The sequence below is a fragment of the Micromonospora sp. AP08 genome (genome assembly GCF_008085935.1).
GTDB classification, from domain to species: domain Bacteria; phylum Actinomycetota; class Actinomycetes; order Mycobacteriales; family Micromonosporaceae; genus Micromonospora; species Micromonospora chersina.
The window spans coordinates 24,724-42,320 of record NZ_VSEZ01000001.1 but is presented as its reverse complement, the minus strand read 5'-3'; the positions used below and the strand labels follow the sequence as shown (position 1 = coordinate 42,320).

At 74.0% G+C, this 17,597-nt stretch carries 15 protein-coding genes; 6 read left to right on the top strand and 9 right to left on the bottom strand.

Translation table 11 applies throughout. The features are described from left to right. Positions 1-2: 2 nt before the first annotated feature. The gene (locus FXF50_RS00180; RefSeq protein ID WP_255509807.1) at positions 3-2,513 is read right to left on the bottom strand and encodes a nitrate- and nitrite sensing domain-containing protein; all 2,511 of its coding nucleotides are present in this window, start codon (positions 2,511-2,513) and stop codon (positions 3-5) included. Positions 2,514-2,739: 226 nt separating this feature from the next. Then, the gene (locus FXF50_RS00175) at positions 2,740-4,146 is read right to left on the bottom strand and encodes an FGGY family carbohydrate kinase (protein ID WP_148425156.1); all 1,407 of its coding nucleotides are present in this window, start codon (positions 4,144-4,146) and stop codon (positions 2,740-2,742) included. 260 nt (positions 4,147-4,406) lie between these two features. Between FXF50_RS00175 and FXF50_RS00170 the strand changes: the two genes are divergently transcribed. Continuing rightward, entirely contained in the window at positions 4,407-6,326 is a 1,920-nt protein-coding gene (locus FXF50_RS00170) for a chorismate-binding protein (RefSeq protein ID WP_148425155.1), read from the top strand. A 70-nt stretch (positions 6,327-6,396) separates the two neighbouring features. On the opposite strand, the gene wrbA is transcribed toward FXF50_RS00170, so the two are convergent. Further along, positions 6,397-7,014, bottom strand: a complete 618-nt coding sequence (wrbA, locus tag FXF50_RS00165) for an NAD(P)H:quinone oxidoreductase (RefSeq protein ID WP_148425154.1) — start codon at positions 7,012-7,014, stop codon at positions 6,397-6,399. Positions 7,015-7,584: 570 nt separating this feature from the next. Here wrbA and FXF50_RS00160 point away from each other — a divergent pair. Continuing rightward, positions 7,585-8,313 (top strand): PRC and DUF2382 domain-containing protein, encoded by a 729-nt coding sequence (locus FXF50_RS00160; protein ID WP_148425153.1) that lies wholly within the window; start codon positions 7,585-7,587, stop codon positions 8,311-8,313. 114 nt (positions 8,314-8,427) lie between these two features. Continuing rightward, positions 8,428-9,531, top strand: a complete 1,104-nt coding sequence (locus FXF50_RS00155) for a winged helix DNA-binding domain-containing protein (protein ID WP_148425152.1) — start codon at positions 8,428-8,430, stop codon at positions 9,529-9,531. 50 nt (positions 9,532-9,581) lie between these two features. Here the strand turns inward: FXF50_RS00155 and FXF50_RS00150 are convergent, their stop codons facing one another. Genes FXF50_RS00150 through FXF50_RS00135 form a run of 4 tightly spaced genes read right to left on the bottom strand, consistent with a single transcriptional unit; the run spans position 9,582 to position 13,918 of the window. Next, a complete protein-coding gene (locus tag FXF50_RS00150; RefSeq protein WP_148425151.1) occupies positions 9,582-10,790 on the bottom strand; it encodes an ABC transporter ATP-binding protein in 1,209 nt (402 codons plus the stop codon). An 11-nt stretch (positions 10,791-10,801) separates the two neighbouring features. Further along, a complete protein-coding gene (locus FXF50_RS00145) occupies positions 10,802-11,638 on the bottom strand; it encodes a carbohydrate ABC transporter permease (protein ID WP_091321024.1) in 837 nt (278 codons plus the stop codon). Between the two features lies 1 nt (position 11,639). Then, positions 11,640-12,635: a carbohydrate ABC transporter permease gene (locus FXF50_RS00140; protein ID WP_148425150.1), complete on the bottom strand. Its 996-nt coding sequence runs from the start codon at positions 12,633-12,635 to the stop codon at positions 11,640-11,642. Next, positions 12,632-13,918: an ABC transporter substrate-binding protein gene (locus FXF50_RS00135; protein WP_148425149.1), complete on the bottom strand. Its 1,287-nt coding sequence runs from the start codon at positions 13,916-13,918 to the stop codon at positions 12,632-12,634. Before FXF50_RS00135 ends, FXF50_RS00140 begins: the two co-directional genes overlap by 4 nt. Positions 13,919-14,172: 254 nt before the next feature. On the opposite strand from FXF50_RS00135, the gene FXF50_RS29090 reads away from it, so the two are divergent. The 3 genes from FXF50_RS29090 to FXF50_RS00120 all read left to right on the top strand — a co-directional run bounded on the left by FXF50_RS29090 (position 14,173) and on the right by FXF50_RS00120 (position 15,815). Then, complete coding sequence (locus FXF50_RS29090) at positions 14,173-14,877, top strand: VOC family protein (RefSeq protein ID WP_187399442.1); 705 nt, start codon at positions 14,173-14,175, stop codon at positions 14,875-14,877. Between the two features lie 183 nt (positions 14,878-15,060). Further along, positions 15,061-15,492: a hypothetical protein gene (locus FXF50_RS00125; protein ID WP_091321016.1), complete on the top strand. Its 432-nt coding sequence runs from the start codon at positions 15,061-15,063 to the stop codon at positions 15,490-15,492. 47 nt (positions 15,493-15,539) lie between these two features. Beyond that, entirely contained in the window at positions 15,540-15,815 is a 276-nt protein-coding gene (locus FXF50_RS00120) for a hypothetical protein (RefSeq protein WP_148425148.1), read from the top strand. A 57-nt stretch (positions 15,816-15,872) separates the two neighbouring features. Here FXF50_RS00120 and FXF50_RS00115 read toward each other — a convergent pair whose 3' ends face one another. Further along, entirely contained in the window at positions 15,873-16,562 is a 690-nt protein-coding gene (locus FXF50_RS00115) for a hypothetical protein (RefSeq protein WP_148425147.1), read from the bottom strand. Between the two features lie 71 nt (positions 16,563-16,633). After that, entirely contained in the window at positions 16,634-17,566 is a 933-nt protein-coding gene (locus FXF50_RS00110; protein ID WP_148425146.1) for a rhomboid family intramembrane serine protease, read from the bottom strand. Positions 17,567-17,597 lie beyond the last annotated feature (31 nt).

Here is a 17,597-nt window from a genome sequence, read left to right as displayed (position 1 = left end):
CGTCACTGTCGTCGTCCTCCTTCATCGCGCGGCAGGTAGATCTCGGTGGTCTCCTCGGCCTCCGCCCGCCGTACCCCGTTGTAGTAGCGGGAGAGCATCCCGCCGACCGCCTCCGGGTCCGGCTCGTGACGCGCGGACCGGTTCGGTCCGGCCGGCCGGGTGACCGCGGTGAGCTGGGCCATCGGTACGCGTACCGGCAGGCCCCGCTCGTTGGTGCCTCCGGTGACCGGCGTCGCGGCGGGCGCTGGTGTCACACCGAGCACCGCGGACGACGGCCCCTGGCGGCTGAACCAGCCACCGCCGGCCGGCGACCCGGCCGCCGGGGCGAGCACATCCTCGGCCCGGCCCGGCACCGGGCGCGGCCGCGGCACGGGCGCCCCACCCGGTTCCGGCGCCGCGGCGGGCCGGCCCGGCAGCGAAGGCTCCGCGGCGGGCGGCGCCACGCCGAGCGGCAGCCCCGTCAACGGCGACACGGGCAGCTCCCCCGGCCCGGCCAGCGGGCGGCGGCCGGCCACCGGCAGCTCGGCCGTCGCCGCACGGAGCGGGCCGGCGTCGGGCGCCAACCGGGACGCGGCGGCCACCTGGCTGGTCAGCATCCGCGGCGCGGCCGGCTGGTCCAGCGCGGCCGGGGGCGCGGCGGCCAGCAGCTCGGCCGGGATCCCGACCCGGGCCACCAGGCCCTCGTGGCCGCCCCGCAGCCGCACCCGCACCCCGTGCCGGGCGCCCAGGTGGCTCACCACGAACAGGCCCATCCGCTCCGAGGCGGCCACGTCGGCCGCCGGCGGCTCGGCCAGCACCGCGTTCGCCTCGGCCAGCGCGGCCGGGCTCATTCCCAGCCCCTGGTCGATGATCTCCACGTACGCGCCCGGGCCCTCGGCCCCGGCGACCACCAGCACCACCGTGTCCGGCCGGGAGAAGGCGGTGGCGTTCTCCAGCAGCTCGGCGAAAAGGTGCACCAGGTCACCCACCGCGTGCCCGACGACGTGCAGGTCGGAGCGGGAGTCGTGGCGCACCCGCTGGTACTGCTCGATCTCGGCGCTGGCCGCCAGCAGCACCGCGCCGAGGCCGACCGGCCGGTTCCACCGCCGGCTCGACTCGGTGCCGGCGAGCACCAGCAGGCTCTCGTCGTTGCGGCGCATGCGGGCGGCGAGGTGGTCCAGCTTGAACAGGTTCTCCAGCTGGTCGGGGTCGCTCTCCTCGCGTTCCAGGTCGTCGAGGAGTTCGAGCTGCCGCTCGACCAGCACCTGGCTGCGCCGGGCCAGGTTGACGAACATGGCGTTGACGTTGCGCCGCATCATCGCCTGCTCGACCGCCACGTCGACGGCGCTGCGGTGCACCGCCACGAACGCCTCGGCCAGCTCGCCGATCTCGTCCTGCGAGTCGACCACCGCCGGCGGCACGTCGATCGCGCCCAGCGGCCGGTCGACCGCGCGCAGCCGGTCCAGGGTGTGCGGCAGCTCCACCTGCGCGATCCGCAGCGCCTGGCCCCGCAGCAGCCGCATCGAGCGGGCCACCGACCGGCCGACCAGCAGCGAGATCAGCACGGCCACCAGGAGCACGCCGACGATGCCGCCGACCACCAGCAGCGTGTCCCGCAGCTGCCGGGCGCTGGCGTCGTCGGCCTGGCGTACGGCGTCGTCGAGGACCTCGCTCTCGAGCTGGCGGAGCAGCTCCTGCCGCTGCTCGCTGGCCGCCCACCACTGCGTCGCCGGCAGCAGCGCCGGCTCGGCGGTGCCGCTGGGCAGGGTCTGCTCCTCCAACCGGGCGGCCGAGACGAACGCCGGATCCACCGAGGTCTGGTCGTAGCGGCGGACCTGGTCGGCGGTCGCCGCCACCCGGAACGCGCCCAGCGCGGTGAGCTGCTGGGCCCGCAGGTCGGTCAGGGAGACCTGGTCGTCCACCTCGTACCGGCCGGCCCGGGCGGCGGCGTACAGCTCGGCGCGGATCCGCGAGGACAGCTCCTTCACCCGGGAGAGCTGCACGTAGCGCAGCACCGCGTTGGTCAGCGCCCGCTGGTCGTCGCCGGGTGACGGCTCGGCCAGCAGCTTGAGCAGGGCCGCGATGGCCCGGTGGTAGTTGCTCAGCACGGTGTCGCTGGAGAGCACCGCCGGCGCCACGGCGGCGCGGATGTAGACGACCTGGTCGTACGCCTCCAGCACCTCGGAATAGGCCACCCGCCAGGCGGCGTCGGCGTCGGCGAGGGGCTCGGCCGCGGCGCGCAGCTCGGTCATCGCCCGGTCGGACGCGTCCTGGAGCGGCTTGAGCGCGGCGATCGCGGCGTCCCGGTCGGCGCCCTTGCCGGCCTTGCGCAGCGCGGCCAGCTCACCGGCGGAGCGGTCCCGCTCCTGCTGGAGGCGGTCCACCGCGGTGCTGATCTGCCGCCCGACGCCGACCTGCTGGGCGAAGTCGCTCAGCGCGGTGGTCTGCCCCACCAGCCCGCGGGTCTGCACGCCGGCGAGCACCAGGAACGCCACCGAGGGCAGCACCAGCACGGTGGCGAGCTTGGTACGCATCCGCCAGTCCCGCAGCCGGAAGCGCGAGCGTCGCCGGTGCGGTGCCACCCGGTCCTCGGACGGGCTCCGGCGTGGCTGCGACGCCGTCCCGCGAGCAGGGTCGGGACCTGCGCCCACTCGATCCTCCTCGGTCCCCCTCGGCTCCACCGTGACGGGGAGCGGAAGTACATCCAACCAGGCCAACGGGCGGTGTCAAACGCTTCGGCCGGCCGCACGATCAGGAAGGTCAGCGCGGTGGGCGGGAGTCTACGGTGTTCGGCGTTTTCCGGTCGTCCGTCCGGCCGATGCCGGCCACGTGCGCCGCCTCGGCGACCCGGCCGAGGGCCACGAGCGCGGCCCCGGTGGCCCCGATCTCCGGGTTGCGCTGGTAGCGCACCGCGCGCGGGGCCAGCGCGTCGACGAACGCCGCCCGCCACCAGGCGGAGGCGGCCATCGCGCCGCCGCCCAGCACCACCTCGGCCGCACCGCCGCCCGCGCCCGCCTCGACGAGGGCCAGGTCGTCGGCCACCAGCCGGCACAGCTCGGTCATCAGCACGGCGAGGATGTCGACCGCGGTGGTGCCGAAGCTCAGGCCGCGCAGCTCCCCGGAGCCGGCCGGGGCGACCCCGGGTGGCCGGTCCCCGCCGAGCCGCGGGTTGGCGTGCAGGGTCAGCTTCGCGCCGGCCCGGGTCAGCGCGGCCTCCAGGTCGGCGGTGGGCGGCAACCGCAGCTCGCGGGACGCCCAGGCGAACAGGTTCCCGCCGCTGGAGTACGCCGCCCCGGTGACCACGTGCTCGTGGTCGACCCGGTAGCGCCAGAGCTGCTCGGGCAGGGGCGGCAGCGGCGCGCCGGCCGGCACCGCCTGGGTGAGGCGTACCGCGGCGGAGGTGCCGACGGTGACCGCGGCGCGGGACGGGTCGACGCAGCCGGAGCCCACGTTGGACGCCGCGCCGTCGCCGACCGGGGCGGCCCAGCGGGCGTCGGCGAGCTGCGGCCAGCGCTGGGCGTGCTCGACGCGGAGCCGGCCGCGCCACCGCTGCGGGGCCAGCGCCGGAAGGTCCTCGGGGCGTACGCCGGCCAGCTCGCACGCCTCGGCGTCCCACTCGAGCCGGCGCAGGTCGAGCAGCCCGGTGCCGGAGGCCATCGACACGGACATCGGCGCCTCGTCGAGCAGCACGCCGAGGACGTACTCGACCAGGCCGCCGAAGCGGGCGACCGGGCTGCCGCAGTGCGCCCGCAGCCAGGGCAGCCGCATGGTCCAGTAGCAGCGGTGCCACCAGGCGCCGGTGCGCTCGTGGAAGGCGTCCGGATCGGCCGGGCCGGCGGCGCCGGCGGTGGCCTCCGGCCGGGTGTCCATCCAGGTGAGCACCGGGCCGAGCGGCGTGCCGTCGGCGCCCAGCGGCAGCACCGAGTGCCACTGGGCGGAGGTGGCCACCAGCTCCACGTCGCGCAGGTGCCCGGCGGCGGCCAGCTCGTCCAGGCACTCCGCGAGGCAGGCCAGGTAGCGGGGGCCGTCCAGCGTGCCGCTGCCGTCGGCGCCGGTCACCAGGCGCACCTTGCGGCGGGCCAGCGCCCCGGGGCGTGGGACGGCGTTCGCGTCCAGCACGAGCCCGCGCACCGAGGAGGTGCCCAGGTCCAGAGCGAGAATGTCCATCGCGGGTCAACCTACCCGCCGGGAGCGGCGCCGAAGCCAAGATCCGTCGCCCCGGCCCGGCGATCGGGTTCCCCGGCGCGGCCCGCTCGCGTACAGTGATCGCCATGCCCGCGCACCTGTCCTGCTGGTGGCCCGCCGACCCGGCGGCCCACTCCCGCGCGTAGCTTCCCCACGCGGCCGCCCCACGAGGCGGCCGCCGGTCTCTTCCCGGCACCCCGGGGCCGCCCCACCGGCGGCCTCCGGCCCACCGAGGAGACCCGATGACCCGCTCGCACGACCTGCTCGCCGCCGTCGCGGCCGGCCGCGACCCCGGCCCGTTCGCGCTCGTCCGCCGCGAGGGCGCCGACCACGTCGACCTGTTCGCCGGCACGGTACGCACCGTCGACCGGCTCGCCGGGATCCCGCTGCCCGACGACGCCCCCGGGCCGCGCACGCTGGCCCTGGTCCCCTACCGGCAGATCGCCGAGCGGGGCTTCGCCTGCGTGGACGACGGCTTGCCGCTGGAGTGCCTGGTGATCTCGGAGCACCGGCGGCTCCCGCTCGACGAGGTGCTGGCCGCCCTGCCCGACGCGCCGGTGGTGACCCGCGATGCCGCCTTCGACATCTCCGACGCCGAGTACGCGGACACCGTGGGCCGGGTGCTGACCGACGAGATCGGCCGGGGTGAGGGCGCCAACTTCGTCATCCACCGGACCCTGCGGGCCGCCGTGGAGGGCCCGCCGCTGGTGGCCGCCCTGGCCGCGCTGCGCCGGCTGCTGCTGCGCGAGCGGGGCGCGTACTGGACGTTCGTGGTGCACACCGGCGCCCGGATCCTGGTCGGGGCGAGCCCGGAACGGCACGTCAGCGTGGACGACGGCCTGGCCATGATGAACCCGATCAGTGGCACCTTCCGACACACCGGCGCGGCGGCCGACCGGGAGGAGCTGCTGCGCTTCCTCGCCGACCCGAAGGAGGTCGAGGAGCTGTACATGGTGCTCGACGAGGAGCTGAAGATGATGGCCACCGTCGCCGAGCACGGCGGCCAGGTGGTCGGGCCGTACCTGAAGGAGATGGCGCACCTCGCGCACACCGAGTACCTGCTGGCCGGGCGGGGTTCGCTGGATGTCCGGGAGGTGTTGCGGGAGACCATGTTCGCGCCGACGGTCACCGGCAGCCCCATGGAGAACGCCTGCCGGGTGATCGCCCGCCACGAGCGGACGGGCCGGCGCTACTACGCCGGGGTGCTCGCCCTGCTCGGCCGCGACGACCAGGGCCGGCAGACCCTCGACGCGCCGATCCTCATCCGCACCGCCGAGATCTCCCCCGCCGGTGAGCTGCGGGTGCCGGTCGGGGCCACGCTGGTCCGGCACTCCACCGCGGCCGGCGAGGTGGCCGAGACGCACGCCAAGGCGGCCGGGGTGCTGGCCGCGCTCGGCCTCGGTCCGGACGCACCGACCCGCGACGCCGGGCCGGCGCTCCGGTACGCCGACGACCCCGAGGTGCGCGCCGCGCTGGCCGCCCGCAACACCCCCCTCGCACGGTTCTGGCTGGACCAGCGCGTCCCCGGGGCCACCGCGCTGCCCGGGCTGGCCGGCCGGCGCGCGCTGATCGTCGACGGTGAGGACACCTTCACGGGGATGCTCGCCCACCAGCTCGGCGCGCTCGGCCTGGCGGTGACCCGGCGGGACTGGCACCGGGCCGGCCCGGTCGACGGGTACGACCTCGTGGTGGTGGGTCCGGGGCCGGGCGACCCGAACGACCTCGCCGAGCCGAAGATGGCGAGCATGCGGGCCCTGCTGGCCGGGCTGCTCGCGGCCGGGCGCCCGACCCTGGCGGTCTGCCTCGGCCACCAGCTGCTGGCCGGGCTGCTCGGGCTGCCGCTGCACCGCCGCGACGCGCCCTACCAGGGGCTGCCGCGGGACGTGCCGGTGTTCGGGACGACCCGCCGGGTCGGCTTCTACTCCAGCTTCACGGCCCGTGCCGAGGCGGACCGGGTCGCCACCGGGTACGGCCCGGTGGAGCTGTCCCGGGACCCGGCGGACGGGGCGGTGCACGCGCTGCGCGGGCCGGGCTTCGCCGGGGTGCAGTTCCACCCGGAGTCGGTGCTCAGCCGCGACGGCATGGCGGTCCTGGCGGACCTGCTCGGGCATCTGCTGGCCCATCCCGCGCTGACCGGGCATGGACCGGCCGATCGGGGGTAGGGCGAGAGGCGACCGGTGATGGGACGGGTCGAGAGCCCTCGTCCCACCACCGGTCGCCACGGCTCCGGGGTCAGCCGGCCATGCCCTTCTTGAGGGCGGCACCCATCTGCACGGCCCGCTTGGCGGTGAGGGCCGTGGCGGCGAGGGCCACATGGTCCGGCGGGTTCTCGCCGTTGTTGCTGGTGTGCGAGGCCCCGTACGGGTTGCCGGCGACGAACTGGCTGGGGTCGGTGTAGCCGGGGGTCACCACGATGCCGCCCCAGTGGTAGAAGACCGTGTACAGCGACAGCAGGGTCGCCTCCTGGCCGCCGTGCAACGTGGCGGTCGAGGTGAAGCCGGTGTAGACCTTGTTCGCCAGCGCGCCCTGGGCCCACAGCGGGCCGGTGGTGTCGATGAACTGCTTGAGCTGGGCGGCGACCATGCCGTAGCGGGTGGGCGAGCCCATGATGACGACGTCGGCCCAGGAGAGGTCGTCCGGCTGCGCCTCCTCCACGTCCTGCGTCTCCAAGCGGTGCGCCGCCCAGCCCGAGTTCGAGCGGATCGCCTCGTCCGGCGCCAGCTCACGCACCTTGCGCAGGCGTACCTCGGCGCCCGCCTCGCCGGCGGCCTCGACCGCCGCCTGCGCCATCTGGTAGGTGATGCCGGTCGCGCTGTAGTAGATCACCGCGGCCTTGACCTGGCCATCCATCAGACGATTCCTCCTCGGTGTCGGGTCAGCTCCGGCGACTACCCGTCGCTTGCGACGTCAAACGTCGGGCGCGTACGGTCCGTGACCTTCCCTGCACCGACCGAACTGGGTCGATCCCTTGCCGCCGCTCAAGATTTGCGCAAGTTCCGATGGAAACCGCTTCCCCGGGCCGGGGCGCGCGAGGATCCTGATGCCACCGGTGCCGGCGTACCGCCGCCGCCCCGCACCGGGAACCTGAACGGGGGATCGCGCTCCGCCGGCGACGTGGCTGGCGTAGCGCGATCAGGGGCGCGAACCCGGCTCAGTCGTTGAGCTTGTCCCCGCAGGTCGGTCACCCGCTTCTCCAGCCGGTTCACCGCCTGGGTTCAGTGGACGCTGTCATCACCCCACACCTCGCATTCCTCGCGTCGGTCACGGGCGGCGCATCCCCGCTGCGGCGGCGCTCATGCCTCGCACCGGGTGGCGTTACCGGCATCGTTGCTGCTCCTCCTCCTATTCGTCCCGGTTCCGGGGAATGGCGGACACGCCCCGGGGGATCCGGGTGGTGACCCACGAGAGGAAGGACGAACGATGCGACTGACGGAGCAGCAGGTCCGCTCGCTGTACGGGCAGGACGTCCAGGACCGCTCGGGCGCGACGATCGGCAGCGTGGGCCAGGTCTGGGTCGATCCCGGTGGCGAGGTGACCTGGGTCAGCGTGAAGACCGGCGTCATGGGTCACCACGAGTCGATGGCTCCGCTCCAGGCGGCCCGGATGGAGCCGAACGGCCGGCTCCAGGTGCCGTACGACAAGGCGACGGTGCGCAGCGCTCCCAGCGTGGAGACCGGCACCGACCAGCCGCTCGGCAGCGACCAGCTCAGCCAGCTCTACCGGCACTACCAGCTCGGGGAGCAGGCCGGGCCGGCGCCGCAGCGGATGGCGGGCGCCCCGGAGGTGGTCCGCTCCGAGGAGCGGCTGCGGGTCGGCACCCAGAGCGAGCCGGCCGGCACGGCACGGCTGAGCAAGCGGGTGGTCACCGAGAACGTGCAGACGACCGTCCCGGTCGAGCACGACGAGGTGACCGTCGTCCACGAGCCGATCAGCGAGGCCGACCGGGACGCCGTCCGGGCCGGCATCGGCGAGGAGCAGCGCGAGATGGAGCTGCGCGCCGAGCACCCGGTGGTCGCCAAGGAGCAGGTCCCGGTCGAGCGGGTCCGGCTGAACAAGGACGAGGTCGTCGAGGAGCAGCCGGTCAACGCGCAGGTCCGCCGGGAGCTGGTGGACGCCGACGTGCCGGAGCGGGCACGCCGCAACGGCTGACGCGAGGCGCATCCCGGGCGGGTGGGCCACGGCCCGCCCGTCCGGTCGTCCGTCCCGCCGGGAGCGTCAGAGCGCCGACCTATGCTGACCGTCCACGTCGACGGAAGGCCGCTCGTGACCGTACGTCTCACCGGCGCCGAGGCGCTGGCGCTGCGGATGACCAGCCTGCTGCTGCGCCCGCACCCCACCGCGCGCCCGGAGAGCGTGGCCGCGGTGGTCGAGTGGTTCGGCGCCATGCAGGCCCAGGACGCGGCGAGCGGCCTCTGGTCGCTCGGCGCACGCCTGCCCGGCCGCACCCAGGACGACGTGCGCGCGGCGCTGGAGCGGCGCGAGGCGCTGCGCACCTGGCCGATGCGGGGCACCGTGCACCTGGTGCCGCCCCGCGACGCGCGGTGGATGCTGGCGGTGACCGGGGTGCGGGCGCTGTCCGGCGTGGCCGGCCGGTGGGCGCAGCTCGGCCTGACCGAGACCGACGGGAACCGGGCCGCCGACGTGCTGGGCGAGGCCCTCGCGGGCGGGGGGCGGCTCACCCGCGCCGAGTGCCTGGACGCGCTGCGCGCCGCCGGCCTGGACACCGCCGGCCAGCGCGGCTACCACCTGCTCTGGTACGCCAGCCAGCGCGGCGTCACCTGCATCGCCCCGCACGTGGGCACCGAGCAGACCTTCGCGCTGCTGGAGGAGTGGGCGCCGGACCCGCGCCGGCCCGAGCGCGACGAGGCGCTGGGCGTGCTGGCCCACCGCTACGTCCGCGGCCACGGCCCGGTGACCCGGCACGAGCTGGCCCGGTGGACCGGGCTCACGGTCACCGACGCCACCCGGGGCATCGCGGCGGCCGGCGAAGCGCTCGCCCCGGTCGAGGTGGACGGGGTGCCGGCGGTGGTCGACGCCGCCCTGCTCGACGCGCCGCGGGCGCCGGTCGACGACGTGCACACCCTGCCGGGCTTCGACGAGTACCTGCTGGGCTACAAGGACCGCACGCTGATGCTCGACCCGGCGCACGCGAACGCGGTCGTCCCCGGCAGCAACGGGATCTTCCAGGCCACGGTGGTGCGCGGCGGCCGCACGGTCGGCATCTGGAAGCGGACCGTGGGCAAGCGGGCGGTCACCGTGACCGTGCGGCAGTTGACGCCGTTCGACGCCGCGCTGCGGGCCCGCGTCGAGTCGGCCCTCACCGGCTACGCCGACTTCCTCGGGCTGCCGCTGCGGCTGACCTGGTGACACGCGGCCGGGCCGGTGGGCGGCGCCCACCGGCCCGGACCCGGTGCCGTTCAGTCGGCCAGCGCGCCCGACGCCCGCCCCTCGTGCAGGGTGAGGTTCCGTCCGGTGGACGGGTCGAACAGGTGGATCTTCTCCAGGTTGAACCAGACCCGCCGCGACTCGCCCTCGCGCACCGGCGACTCCGCCGACAGCCGGGTGACCAGGCTCGACCCGGTCCCGGTGAAGTCGGCGGCGCCCGCGTCGGCGGCCAACTCCTCCAGCTCGGCGGCGCTGGCCCGCTCCCCCTCGACGGTGAAGTAGACGTACTTGTCCGAGCCCATCGACTCGACGATGTCGACCGGCGCGTCGAACTCCAGGCCCCGCCGGCGGGTCTCGTCGTCGATGAGCGCGGCGTCCTCGAAGTGCTCCGGGCGGATGCCGAGAATCAGCTCGCGCGGGGCGTCGGCGCCGTCGAGCTGCCGGCGCACCCGGTCGCCGATCGGCACGTCACCCAGCGCCGTACGCAGGTGACCGTCCTCGACGGCGGCGTGCAGGAAGTTCATCGACGGGGAGCCGATGAAACCGGCGACGAAGAGGTTGCGCGGGTGGTCGTAGAGCTCCTGCGGCGGGCCGACCTGCTGCACCGCGCCGCCCCGCATGATCACCACGCGGTCGCCGAGGGTCATGGCCTCGGTCTGGTCGTGGGTCACGTAGACCGTGGTGGTGCCGAGCTGCTTCTGGAGCCGGGACACCACGGTGCGCATCTGCACCCGCAGCTTCGCATCCAGGTTGGACAGCGGCTCGTCCATGAGGAACGCCTTGGGCTGGCGGACGATCGCCCGGCCCATGGCCACCCGCTGCCGCTGCCCGCCGGACAGGTTGGCCGGCTTGCGGTCCAGCAGCGGGGTCAGCTCCAGGACCTTCGCCGCCTCCTCCACCTTCTGGTTGATGGTCTCCTTGTCCAGCTTCGCCAGCCGCAGCGGGAAGGCCATGTTCTCCCGCACGGTCATGTTCGGGTAGAGCGCGTAGGACTGGAAGACCATGGCGATGTCACGGTCCCGGGGCGCCTTGTCGTTGACCCGCTGCCCCGCGATGCGCAGCTCCCCGGAGCTGATGTCCTCCAGCCCGGCGATCATGTTCAGGGTGGTGGACTTCCCGCACCCGGAGGGGCCGACCAGGATGACGAACTCGCCGTCGGCGATCTCCAGGTCGACGTCCCGCACCGCGGTCGTCCCGTCGGGGAACCGCTTGCTCACCTTGTCCAGCACGATGTCAGCCATGACAACACCACCTATCCCTTGACTGCGCCGGAGGTCAGGCCGGAGACGATGCGGCGCTGGAAGAAGAGCACGAACAGGATGATCGGAATGGTGATCACCACGGCGGCGGCGCAGATCGCCCCGGTGGGGTCCTCGAACTGCGACTCGCCGGTGAAGAACGACAGCGCCACCGGGACCGTACGGGCCCGCTCGGTCGAGGTGAGCGTGATGGCGAAGAGGAAGTCGTTCCAGCAGAAGATGAAGACCAGGATGGCCGTGGTGAACAGGCCCGGCGCGGCCAGCGGGGCGATCACCCGCCGGAACGCCTGGCCCTGGGTGGCGCCGTCCATCTTCGCCGCCTTCTCCAGGTCCCACGGGATCTGCTTGAAGAACGCCGAGAGCGTGTAGATCGCCAGCGGCAGGGCGAAGGTGATGTACGGCAGGATCAGCCCCGGCCAGGTGTCGAAGAGGCCGAGCTGCCGCTCGATCTCGAACAGCGGCGACACCAGCGACACCTGCGGGAACATGGCGATCAGCAGGGACACCCCGACCAGCAGTTTCTTGCCGGGGAAGTCCAGCCGGGAGATCGCGTACGCGGCCATGGCGCCCAGCACCACCGCGATGAGGGTGGCGATCAGCGCGATGCCGATGGAGTTGACCAGGGCCCGGACGAACTGGTCGGTGTCGAAGATCGTCCGGTAGTTGTCCAGCGTCCACTCCCGGGGCCAGAACTTCCCGTCGGTGAGGGTGGCCGGTGTCTTGAACGACAGCGAGGCGATCCAGAGCACCGGGACCAGCGCGAAGACGACGACGATGACGTCCAGCAGGCCCCAGCGCACCTTCGCCCGCGTGGTGGTTTCGACTGCCATGTCAGCGCCTCTCCCCGTCGTCGCTGCCGGGAGCAGCGGTGCCGAACAGCTTCACGAACACGAACGCGATGATCGCCACGGTGAGGAAGATCAGCACCGACATCGTGGAGCCGATGCCGAGGTTCAACCCCCGGATCAGGTTGTTGTAGGCGAGCATCGACACCGACGAGGTCTCGTTGCCGCCGGCGGTGAGCACGAAGATGTTGTCGAACACCCGGAACGCGTCCAGGGTGCGGAACAGCAGGGCGACCAGGATGGCCGGCTTCATCACCGGCAGCATCACCTTGGTGAACCGCTGCCAGGCCGTCGCGCCGTCGGTGGAGGCGGCCTTGAGCAGGTCCTCCGGCACCAGCGCCAGCCCGGCCATGAGCAGCAGCGCCATGAACGGGGTGGTCTTCCAGATCTCGGCCAGCATGATGATCGCCAGCGAGCTGGCCCGCTCGGTCAGCGGGGCGCTGCCGTCGAACAGGTTGGCCAGGTAGCCGGTGCCGGGTGTCCAGGCGTACCGCCAGGAGAAGGCCGCGACCACCGTGACGATGCCGTACGGGATGAGCGCCGCGGTGCGGACGATGCCCCGGCCGACCAACGTCCGGTGCATGATCAGCGCCAGGCCCATGCCGAGCACCAGCTCGACCGCGACCGTGACCACGGTGATCAGCGCGGTCACCCCGAACGCCGTCCACCAGAACTGGTTGGTCAGCACGGTCGCGTAGTTCTCCAGCCCGATGAACTCACGCTGGTCGGGAAAGCGCAGGTCGAAGCGCTGGAGCGACAGCCAGACCGAGTAGAGGATCGGGTACGCGGTGACCAGCACCATGACCAGCGCGGCGGGCGCGCAGAGCAGCCAACCGAGGCGCCGCTCGGCGCGCTTGTTCTCACTCAGCGGCGGCTTCTGCCGGCGGCGGCCCCGCTGGGTGGGCACGGCGGCGTGCCGGCCGGCGGGGCGCTGGGCCTCCGCGGCGACCTCCGCGCCGGCGGGAGTGGCGTTCACGCTCACGGCAGGACCCCCTTCGACTCCAGGGCGTCGGCGATGGCGCCGCGCAGCTCGTCAGCGGTCTGCTCGGGCCGGATGGCCGACGGCGGCGACAGGATCGCCGACATGACCGTGGAGATGCTCTGGTACGCCGGGGTCAGCGGCCGGACCGCCGGCTCCTTCAGCTCCTCCAGGATGGTCTCCTTCATGGGGTACGCCTTGTCCATCTCCGGGTCGGCGTAGACCGACTCGATGGTGGGCGGCACACCGTCGTTGACCGCGGAGAACTTCTGGTGCTCGGCGTTGCGGATGCACTTCGCCGCCTCGAAGGACTCCGTCGGGTGCTTCGAGTAGGCGCTGACCGCCATGTTGACCCCGCCGATGGTGACCTTGCTCGGGGTGTTCGCGTCGATGCCGGGCATCCGCGCCCACTTGACCTTCTTGGCGAGGTCCGGGGCCGCCTCCTGCATCGCCGGGTAGACGAAGGGCCAGTTGACCTCGAAGGCGCCGCCGCCGGACTGGAACTCCAGCCGGACCGGGTCCTCGGTGGCGTTGCTGAACGACGGGGACGTCACGCCCGAGGTGGCGAACTTCTTCAGCTGGTCGAGGGCCCGCACCGTGCCCGCGTCCATCACGGCCTTCTTGCCGTCGTCGCTGAGGATCTTCCCGCCCGCGCTCTCGGCCAGGGTGTTGTAGAGGACGACGAGGCCCTCGTACTGGGCGCCCATGGTGAGCACCTGGTACGGCTTGCCCTGCTGCTTGAGCTGCTGGGCGGCGGAGATCATCTCGTCCCACGTCTTCGGCGGCTCCTGGACCAGGTCGCTGCGGTACCAGAGGAGCTGCACGTTGGTGTTCTTCGGCGCCGCGTAGAGCTTGTCCTGGTAGCGGGCGGTGTCCAGCGGGCCGGCGAGCGTGCCCTGCTCCACCTCGGTCTTGTCCTGGCCGGTCCACTCCCGGATCCAGTCGGCGCTGGCGAACTCCTGGGTCCAGGTGACGTCGAGGCCCAGCACGTCCATCCCGCTGTCCTGCGCCGCGAGCCGCCGCACCATCTGCACGCGCTGGTCGTCGGCCTGCCGCGGCAGCACCCGGTAGGCGATCCGGTAGCGCCCCTGGGCCTGCGCGTTGCAGTCGTCGACCACCTTCTGCAGGTTCTGCTCCGGCGGGTAGTACAGGTTGATCGTGGGCGGGCCGCCCTCACCGCCCGATCCGCAGGCGGCCAGCGGGGCCACCAACGCGAGTGCGGCGGCTGCCGCCGCCGCACGCCGGGCCGGCCGCCGCCGTGCGGCCGCGCCGGGGTCTGTCGTCATCGCCCTCCCCCTTTCCTCGGCGAAGAACCGGGGAGTCACCCGTGCCCCGGCGCACGGCGAGACGGTCGGAGCGCCGGCGGTCGGCCGGGCGTCCCGGGACGTTTCGTGCGGCAGACAGTGCCCTGCCTACGACGCTGCGAAACCCGATCGTCACGGGACGGATACGACGGGGCCTGCTGTGGGGCGGGTCACTCCCCTGGGCCGCGGCCGCCGGGCAGCGGGGCGATGTCCGACCCGGGCGGCATGATGGCCGGATGATCGCGCGCTACAAGGACCTTTGCATGGACGCGGCCGACGCCCACCGGCTGGGCGGCTTCTGGGCCGGCATCCTCGACGGCAACCTGGTCGACACCGGCGACGGCGACACCCGGATCGACCCCCGCGGCGCCGCCTCCGACGCCGAGTCCATCTGGGTCAACACGGTGCCCGAGCCGCGGACCGGGAAGACCCGCGTCCACCTCGACCTGCGGCTCGCCGATCCGGAACCGGCCACGCTGCTGGCCGCCGGCGCGCGCCTGGTCCGCGAGCCGGACGCGGAGATCAGCTGGTGGGTGCTGGCCGACCCGGAGGGCAACCAGTTCTGCGCGTTCCCGCCGCGCGAGGGCGGGCGGCCCGGCGTCTTCGAACTGGTCGTGGACAGCGCCGACCCGGAGGCCCAGGCCGCCTGGTGGGCGAGGGTGGTCGACGGCCGGGTGGAGACCACCGCGGAGGGCGCCGCCTCGGTGGTCGGCGCGGCGGGCTTCCCCTGGGACCACTGGGTGTTCGACCCCGTGCCGGAGCGCAAGCGGGTGAAGAACCGGGTGCACTGGGACGTCGAGTTGACCGGCACGGAGGTCACCGCGCTGATCGAGGCCGGCGCCACGCTGCTGCGCGAGCCCACACCGGCCACGTCGTGGTGGGTGCTGGCCGACCCGGAGGGCAACGAGTTCTGCGCCTTCCGGCCGCGTCCCACCCAGTGAACGGCGAGGCTACCCAGCGTCCGCCCGGTCGACTAGCGTTTCCATAGCTCCGCAGCCAGCGCGTCGCCGTCGAAGTCGATACGCCTCCGGCCGACCCCCAGCCTGTCCGATCGGTTGGTTCTCGCGCGAACGTCCTTCTGCGGTCCCACCGGTTGGGCAGGATTCCCACAAGGAGGTGCCGTCGTGCAGGACACCCGCGCTCTCGCCCTGACATTCGAGGTGAGCGGCCTGCCCCCGGTCAAGACCGAGGCCCTGTCCATCTTCGCCGCGGGCCACCGCCAGGCGACGAGGGTCCGCACCCTGCTCCAGGCCGCCTGCACGGCGGCCCAGCGCACCGGGTGGACCCCGCTCGACGGTCCGATCGAGGTGGACGTGACCCTGCGCTGCCCGCCCGGACACCGCACCTCCGACGCCAGCACGCTGGTGGGCGGGGTCTGCGCGGTGCTCCAGGACAAGAAGCGGGTGGCGAACATCGGCCTGGCCCACCTCGGGGTGCTGGTCGACGTCGCCCTCTGGTCCGACGACCGGCAGATCCGCCGGCTGTCCTACGTCGAGGAGCCCGCGGAGGACTTCTCGTACCAGGTCCGGGTGGCGGCCGTACCGCGGATGGTTTGACCGACGACGGCGGTGGGGTACCGCGGTCGCCGACGAAGGGAGCGCCGATGTCGGAGCCACATGTCACGCTCGATCCGAGCGGGCTCGATCCCGTGCAGGAGAAGCTGCGCGGCCCGCTGGAGGATCAGCTGACCTCGGCCCTGCAGGCGGCCGCCGACCGGGTCCGCGCCGGCTACGCGGGTGAGCCGGTCGAGGAGGTCTGCCGTCGGCTGCTCGACGAGACCCGCTCCGGGCTGCACCCGGACATCGCCGCCGGCTTCCAGCCGGACATGGACGAGTTCTGCCGGGTCGCGGTGGCCATCGTCCGCGGCGAGGTCGGCTGACACACGCGCATCCCGACCGCGCCGGCCACGAGCGCCGGCGCGGTCGGTCCGCACGGGTCAGCCGCGTCGCACGTCGACCGCGACGACGTGGGTGCCGTCGGGGCGGGTGGACTCGCCCAGCCGCACCGGCAGCGGCCCGCCGGCCGGCGGCCGCAGCCCCAGCCCGAAGCTGAGGTGTCCCTCGAAGTCGCCGGCGGCGGCCCAGCCGCGCAGGGTCGGGTAGCCGATCCGCGACGGCGGCACGTCGGCCGTGCCGGCGCCACGGGCGTCGTGCGCCTGCGCCGGGTCGAACCGCACCGAGAGGTAGGCCGTGCCGGGCAGTTCGACGGGCGCGCCACGCCCCTCGGTGAACACCTGCGGCACGTAGCCGACCTGGTAGGAGGGCGTCGGGCCGCGGAACGCGAAGGTGATCCGGCTGAACCCCTCGGCCGGGTGGTCGCCGACGCGCACCTCGACCAGGACGGGCAGCGGCTCCCCCGGCGCCGGGGTGACCGGCACCCGCACCTCGTGGGTCACCCGGGCGGGCGTGGCGGGGACCGCCCAGCCGTAGGTCGCCCGCCAGGCGCCCTCGACGGGCGCGCCGGAGGTGGGCGCGGCCGGGGTGGTGGCCGGCGTGGTCGCGGCGGCGGTCGCGCCGGGCGCCGTCGCGGTCGTCGGGGCCGCGCCGTCGTGGTCCGTCGCCGTCGTGCAGGCCGCCGCGAGCAGCACGACCAGGCTGGCGAGCAGTGGTACGCGCTGAGGTGTCATGGCTCAGTGTCGCGCCGGCCGCGCCCGTCCACCAGGGCCGTTCGTCCGCGCTGCCGCGGTGCCGGCGATGGTCAGCCGGCGAGGGCGAGCGACTTCACCACGACCAGCGCGACGAGGAGCAGGGCGACGGCCACGGTGACCGCCACCTGCGCGGCGGTCCGCCGCCGGGCCGGGGCGTACGCGAGCCCGAGGCCGACCAGGCCGCCGACCAGCAGGCCGCCCAGGTGGCCCTCCCAGGAGGTCCAGCCGGCGGAGAGCACCATCCAGATCACGAACGGGATGAGCACCCGCTGCGGGTCGATCGGGTGGTGGTGCAGCCGGCGGGTGAGCACCACGTAGCAGCCGGCCAGGCCGTACACCGCGCCGGAGGCGCCGACGGCCGCCTCGTGCGGTGAGACCAGGAAGCTCAGGACCCCGCCGCCCAGCGCGGAGAGCAGGTAGACGGCGAGGTACCGGGCGTGCCCCAGCCGCTCCTCGATGACCCGGCCGAGTTCCCGCAGCCACCACAGGTTGAACGCGATGTGCAGGAACCCGAGGGCGCCCTGGGTGGGCAGCAGGTGCAGGAACGACGAGGTGATGAGGCGGTACCACTCGCCGTGCGCGATGCCGATCGGCTCGTGCCCGGGGCGGGCGACGCCGTCGTCGACGTAGCGCTGGCCGGCGTCGTCGACCAGCCCGGTGCCCAGGCTGTCGAACTGGTTCAGGACGGCCGGGTGGACCAACTCGACCAGGTACGCCAGCACGATGAGGGCGACCAGCGCGTACGTCACCAGCGGGCGGGCCACCAGCCGGCCGCCGAAGACCGTGCGGGCCTGCCGCACGGTCCGGTTGTCCGCCCGGACGCACTCCGGGCAGCGATGGCCGACCGGCGCCTCGCGCATGCAGTCGGGGCAGATGTGGCGGTCGCAGCGGGTGCAGCGCAGCAGCGTCTCCCGCTTCGGGTGCCGGTAGCAGGTGCTGGCGGCGTTCTCGGCGGGCGGCTGGCCGGTGCTCACGGTGTCCATGGGGATGCGGTCCTGGCGGCTCGTGGGGGCG

Bases quoted from the DNA above. Each gene is read 5' to 3' on its own strand.
- wrbA (WP_148425154.1), bottom strand. From the start codon at position 7,014: ATGGATGGCCAGGTCAAGGCCGCGGTGATCTACTACAGCGCGACCGGC.
- FXF50_RS00150 (WP_148425151.1), bottom strand. From the start codon at position 10,790: ATGGCTGACATCGTGCTGGACAAGGTGAGCAAGCGGTTCCCCGACGGG.
- FXF50_RS00175 (WP_148425156.1), bottom strand. From the start codon at position 4,146: ATGGACATTCTCGCTCTGGACCTGGGCACCTCCTCGGTGCGCGGGCTC.
- FXF50_RS29090 (WP_187399442.1), top strand. From the start codon at position 14,173: ATGATCGCGCGCTACAAGGACCTTTGCATGGACGCGGCCGACGCCCAC.
- FXF50_RS00115 (WP_148425147.1), bottom strand. From the start codon at position 16,562: ATGACACCTCAGCGCGTACCACTGCTCGCCAGCCTGGTCGTGCTGCTC.
- FXF50_RS00170 (WP_148425155.1), top strand. From the start codon at position 4,407: ATGACCCGCTCGCACGACCTGCTCGCCGCCGTCGCGGCCGGCCGCGAC.
- FXF50_RS00110 (WP_148425146.1), bottom strand. From the start codon at position 17,566: ATGGACACCGTGAGCACCGGCCAGCCGCCCGCCGAGAACGCCGCCAGC.
- FXF50_RS00180 (WP_255509807.1), bottom strand. From the start codon at position 2,513: ATGCGTACCAAGCTCGCCACCGTGCTGGTGCTGCCCTCGGTGGCGTTC.
- FXF50_RS00120 (WP_148425148.1), top strand. From the start codon at position 15,540: ATGTCGGAGCCACATGTCACGCTCGATCCGAGCGGGCTCGATCCCGTG.
- FXF50_RS00135 (WP_148425149.1), bottom strand. From the start codon at position 13,918: ATGACGACAGACCCCGGCGCGGCCGCACGGCGGCGGCCGGCCCGGCGT.
- FXF50_RS00160 (WP_148425153.1), top strand. From the start codon at position 7,585: ATGCGACTGACGGAGCAGCAGGTCCGCTCGCTGTACGGGCAGGACGTC.
- FXF50_RS00145 (WP_091321024.1), bottom strand. From the start codon at position 11,638: ATGGCAGTCGAAACCACCACGCGGGCGAAGGTGCGCTGGGGCCTGCTG.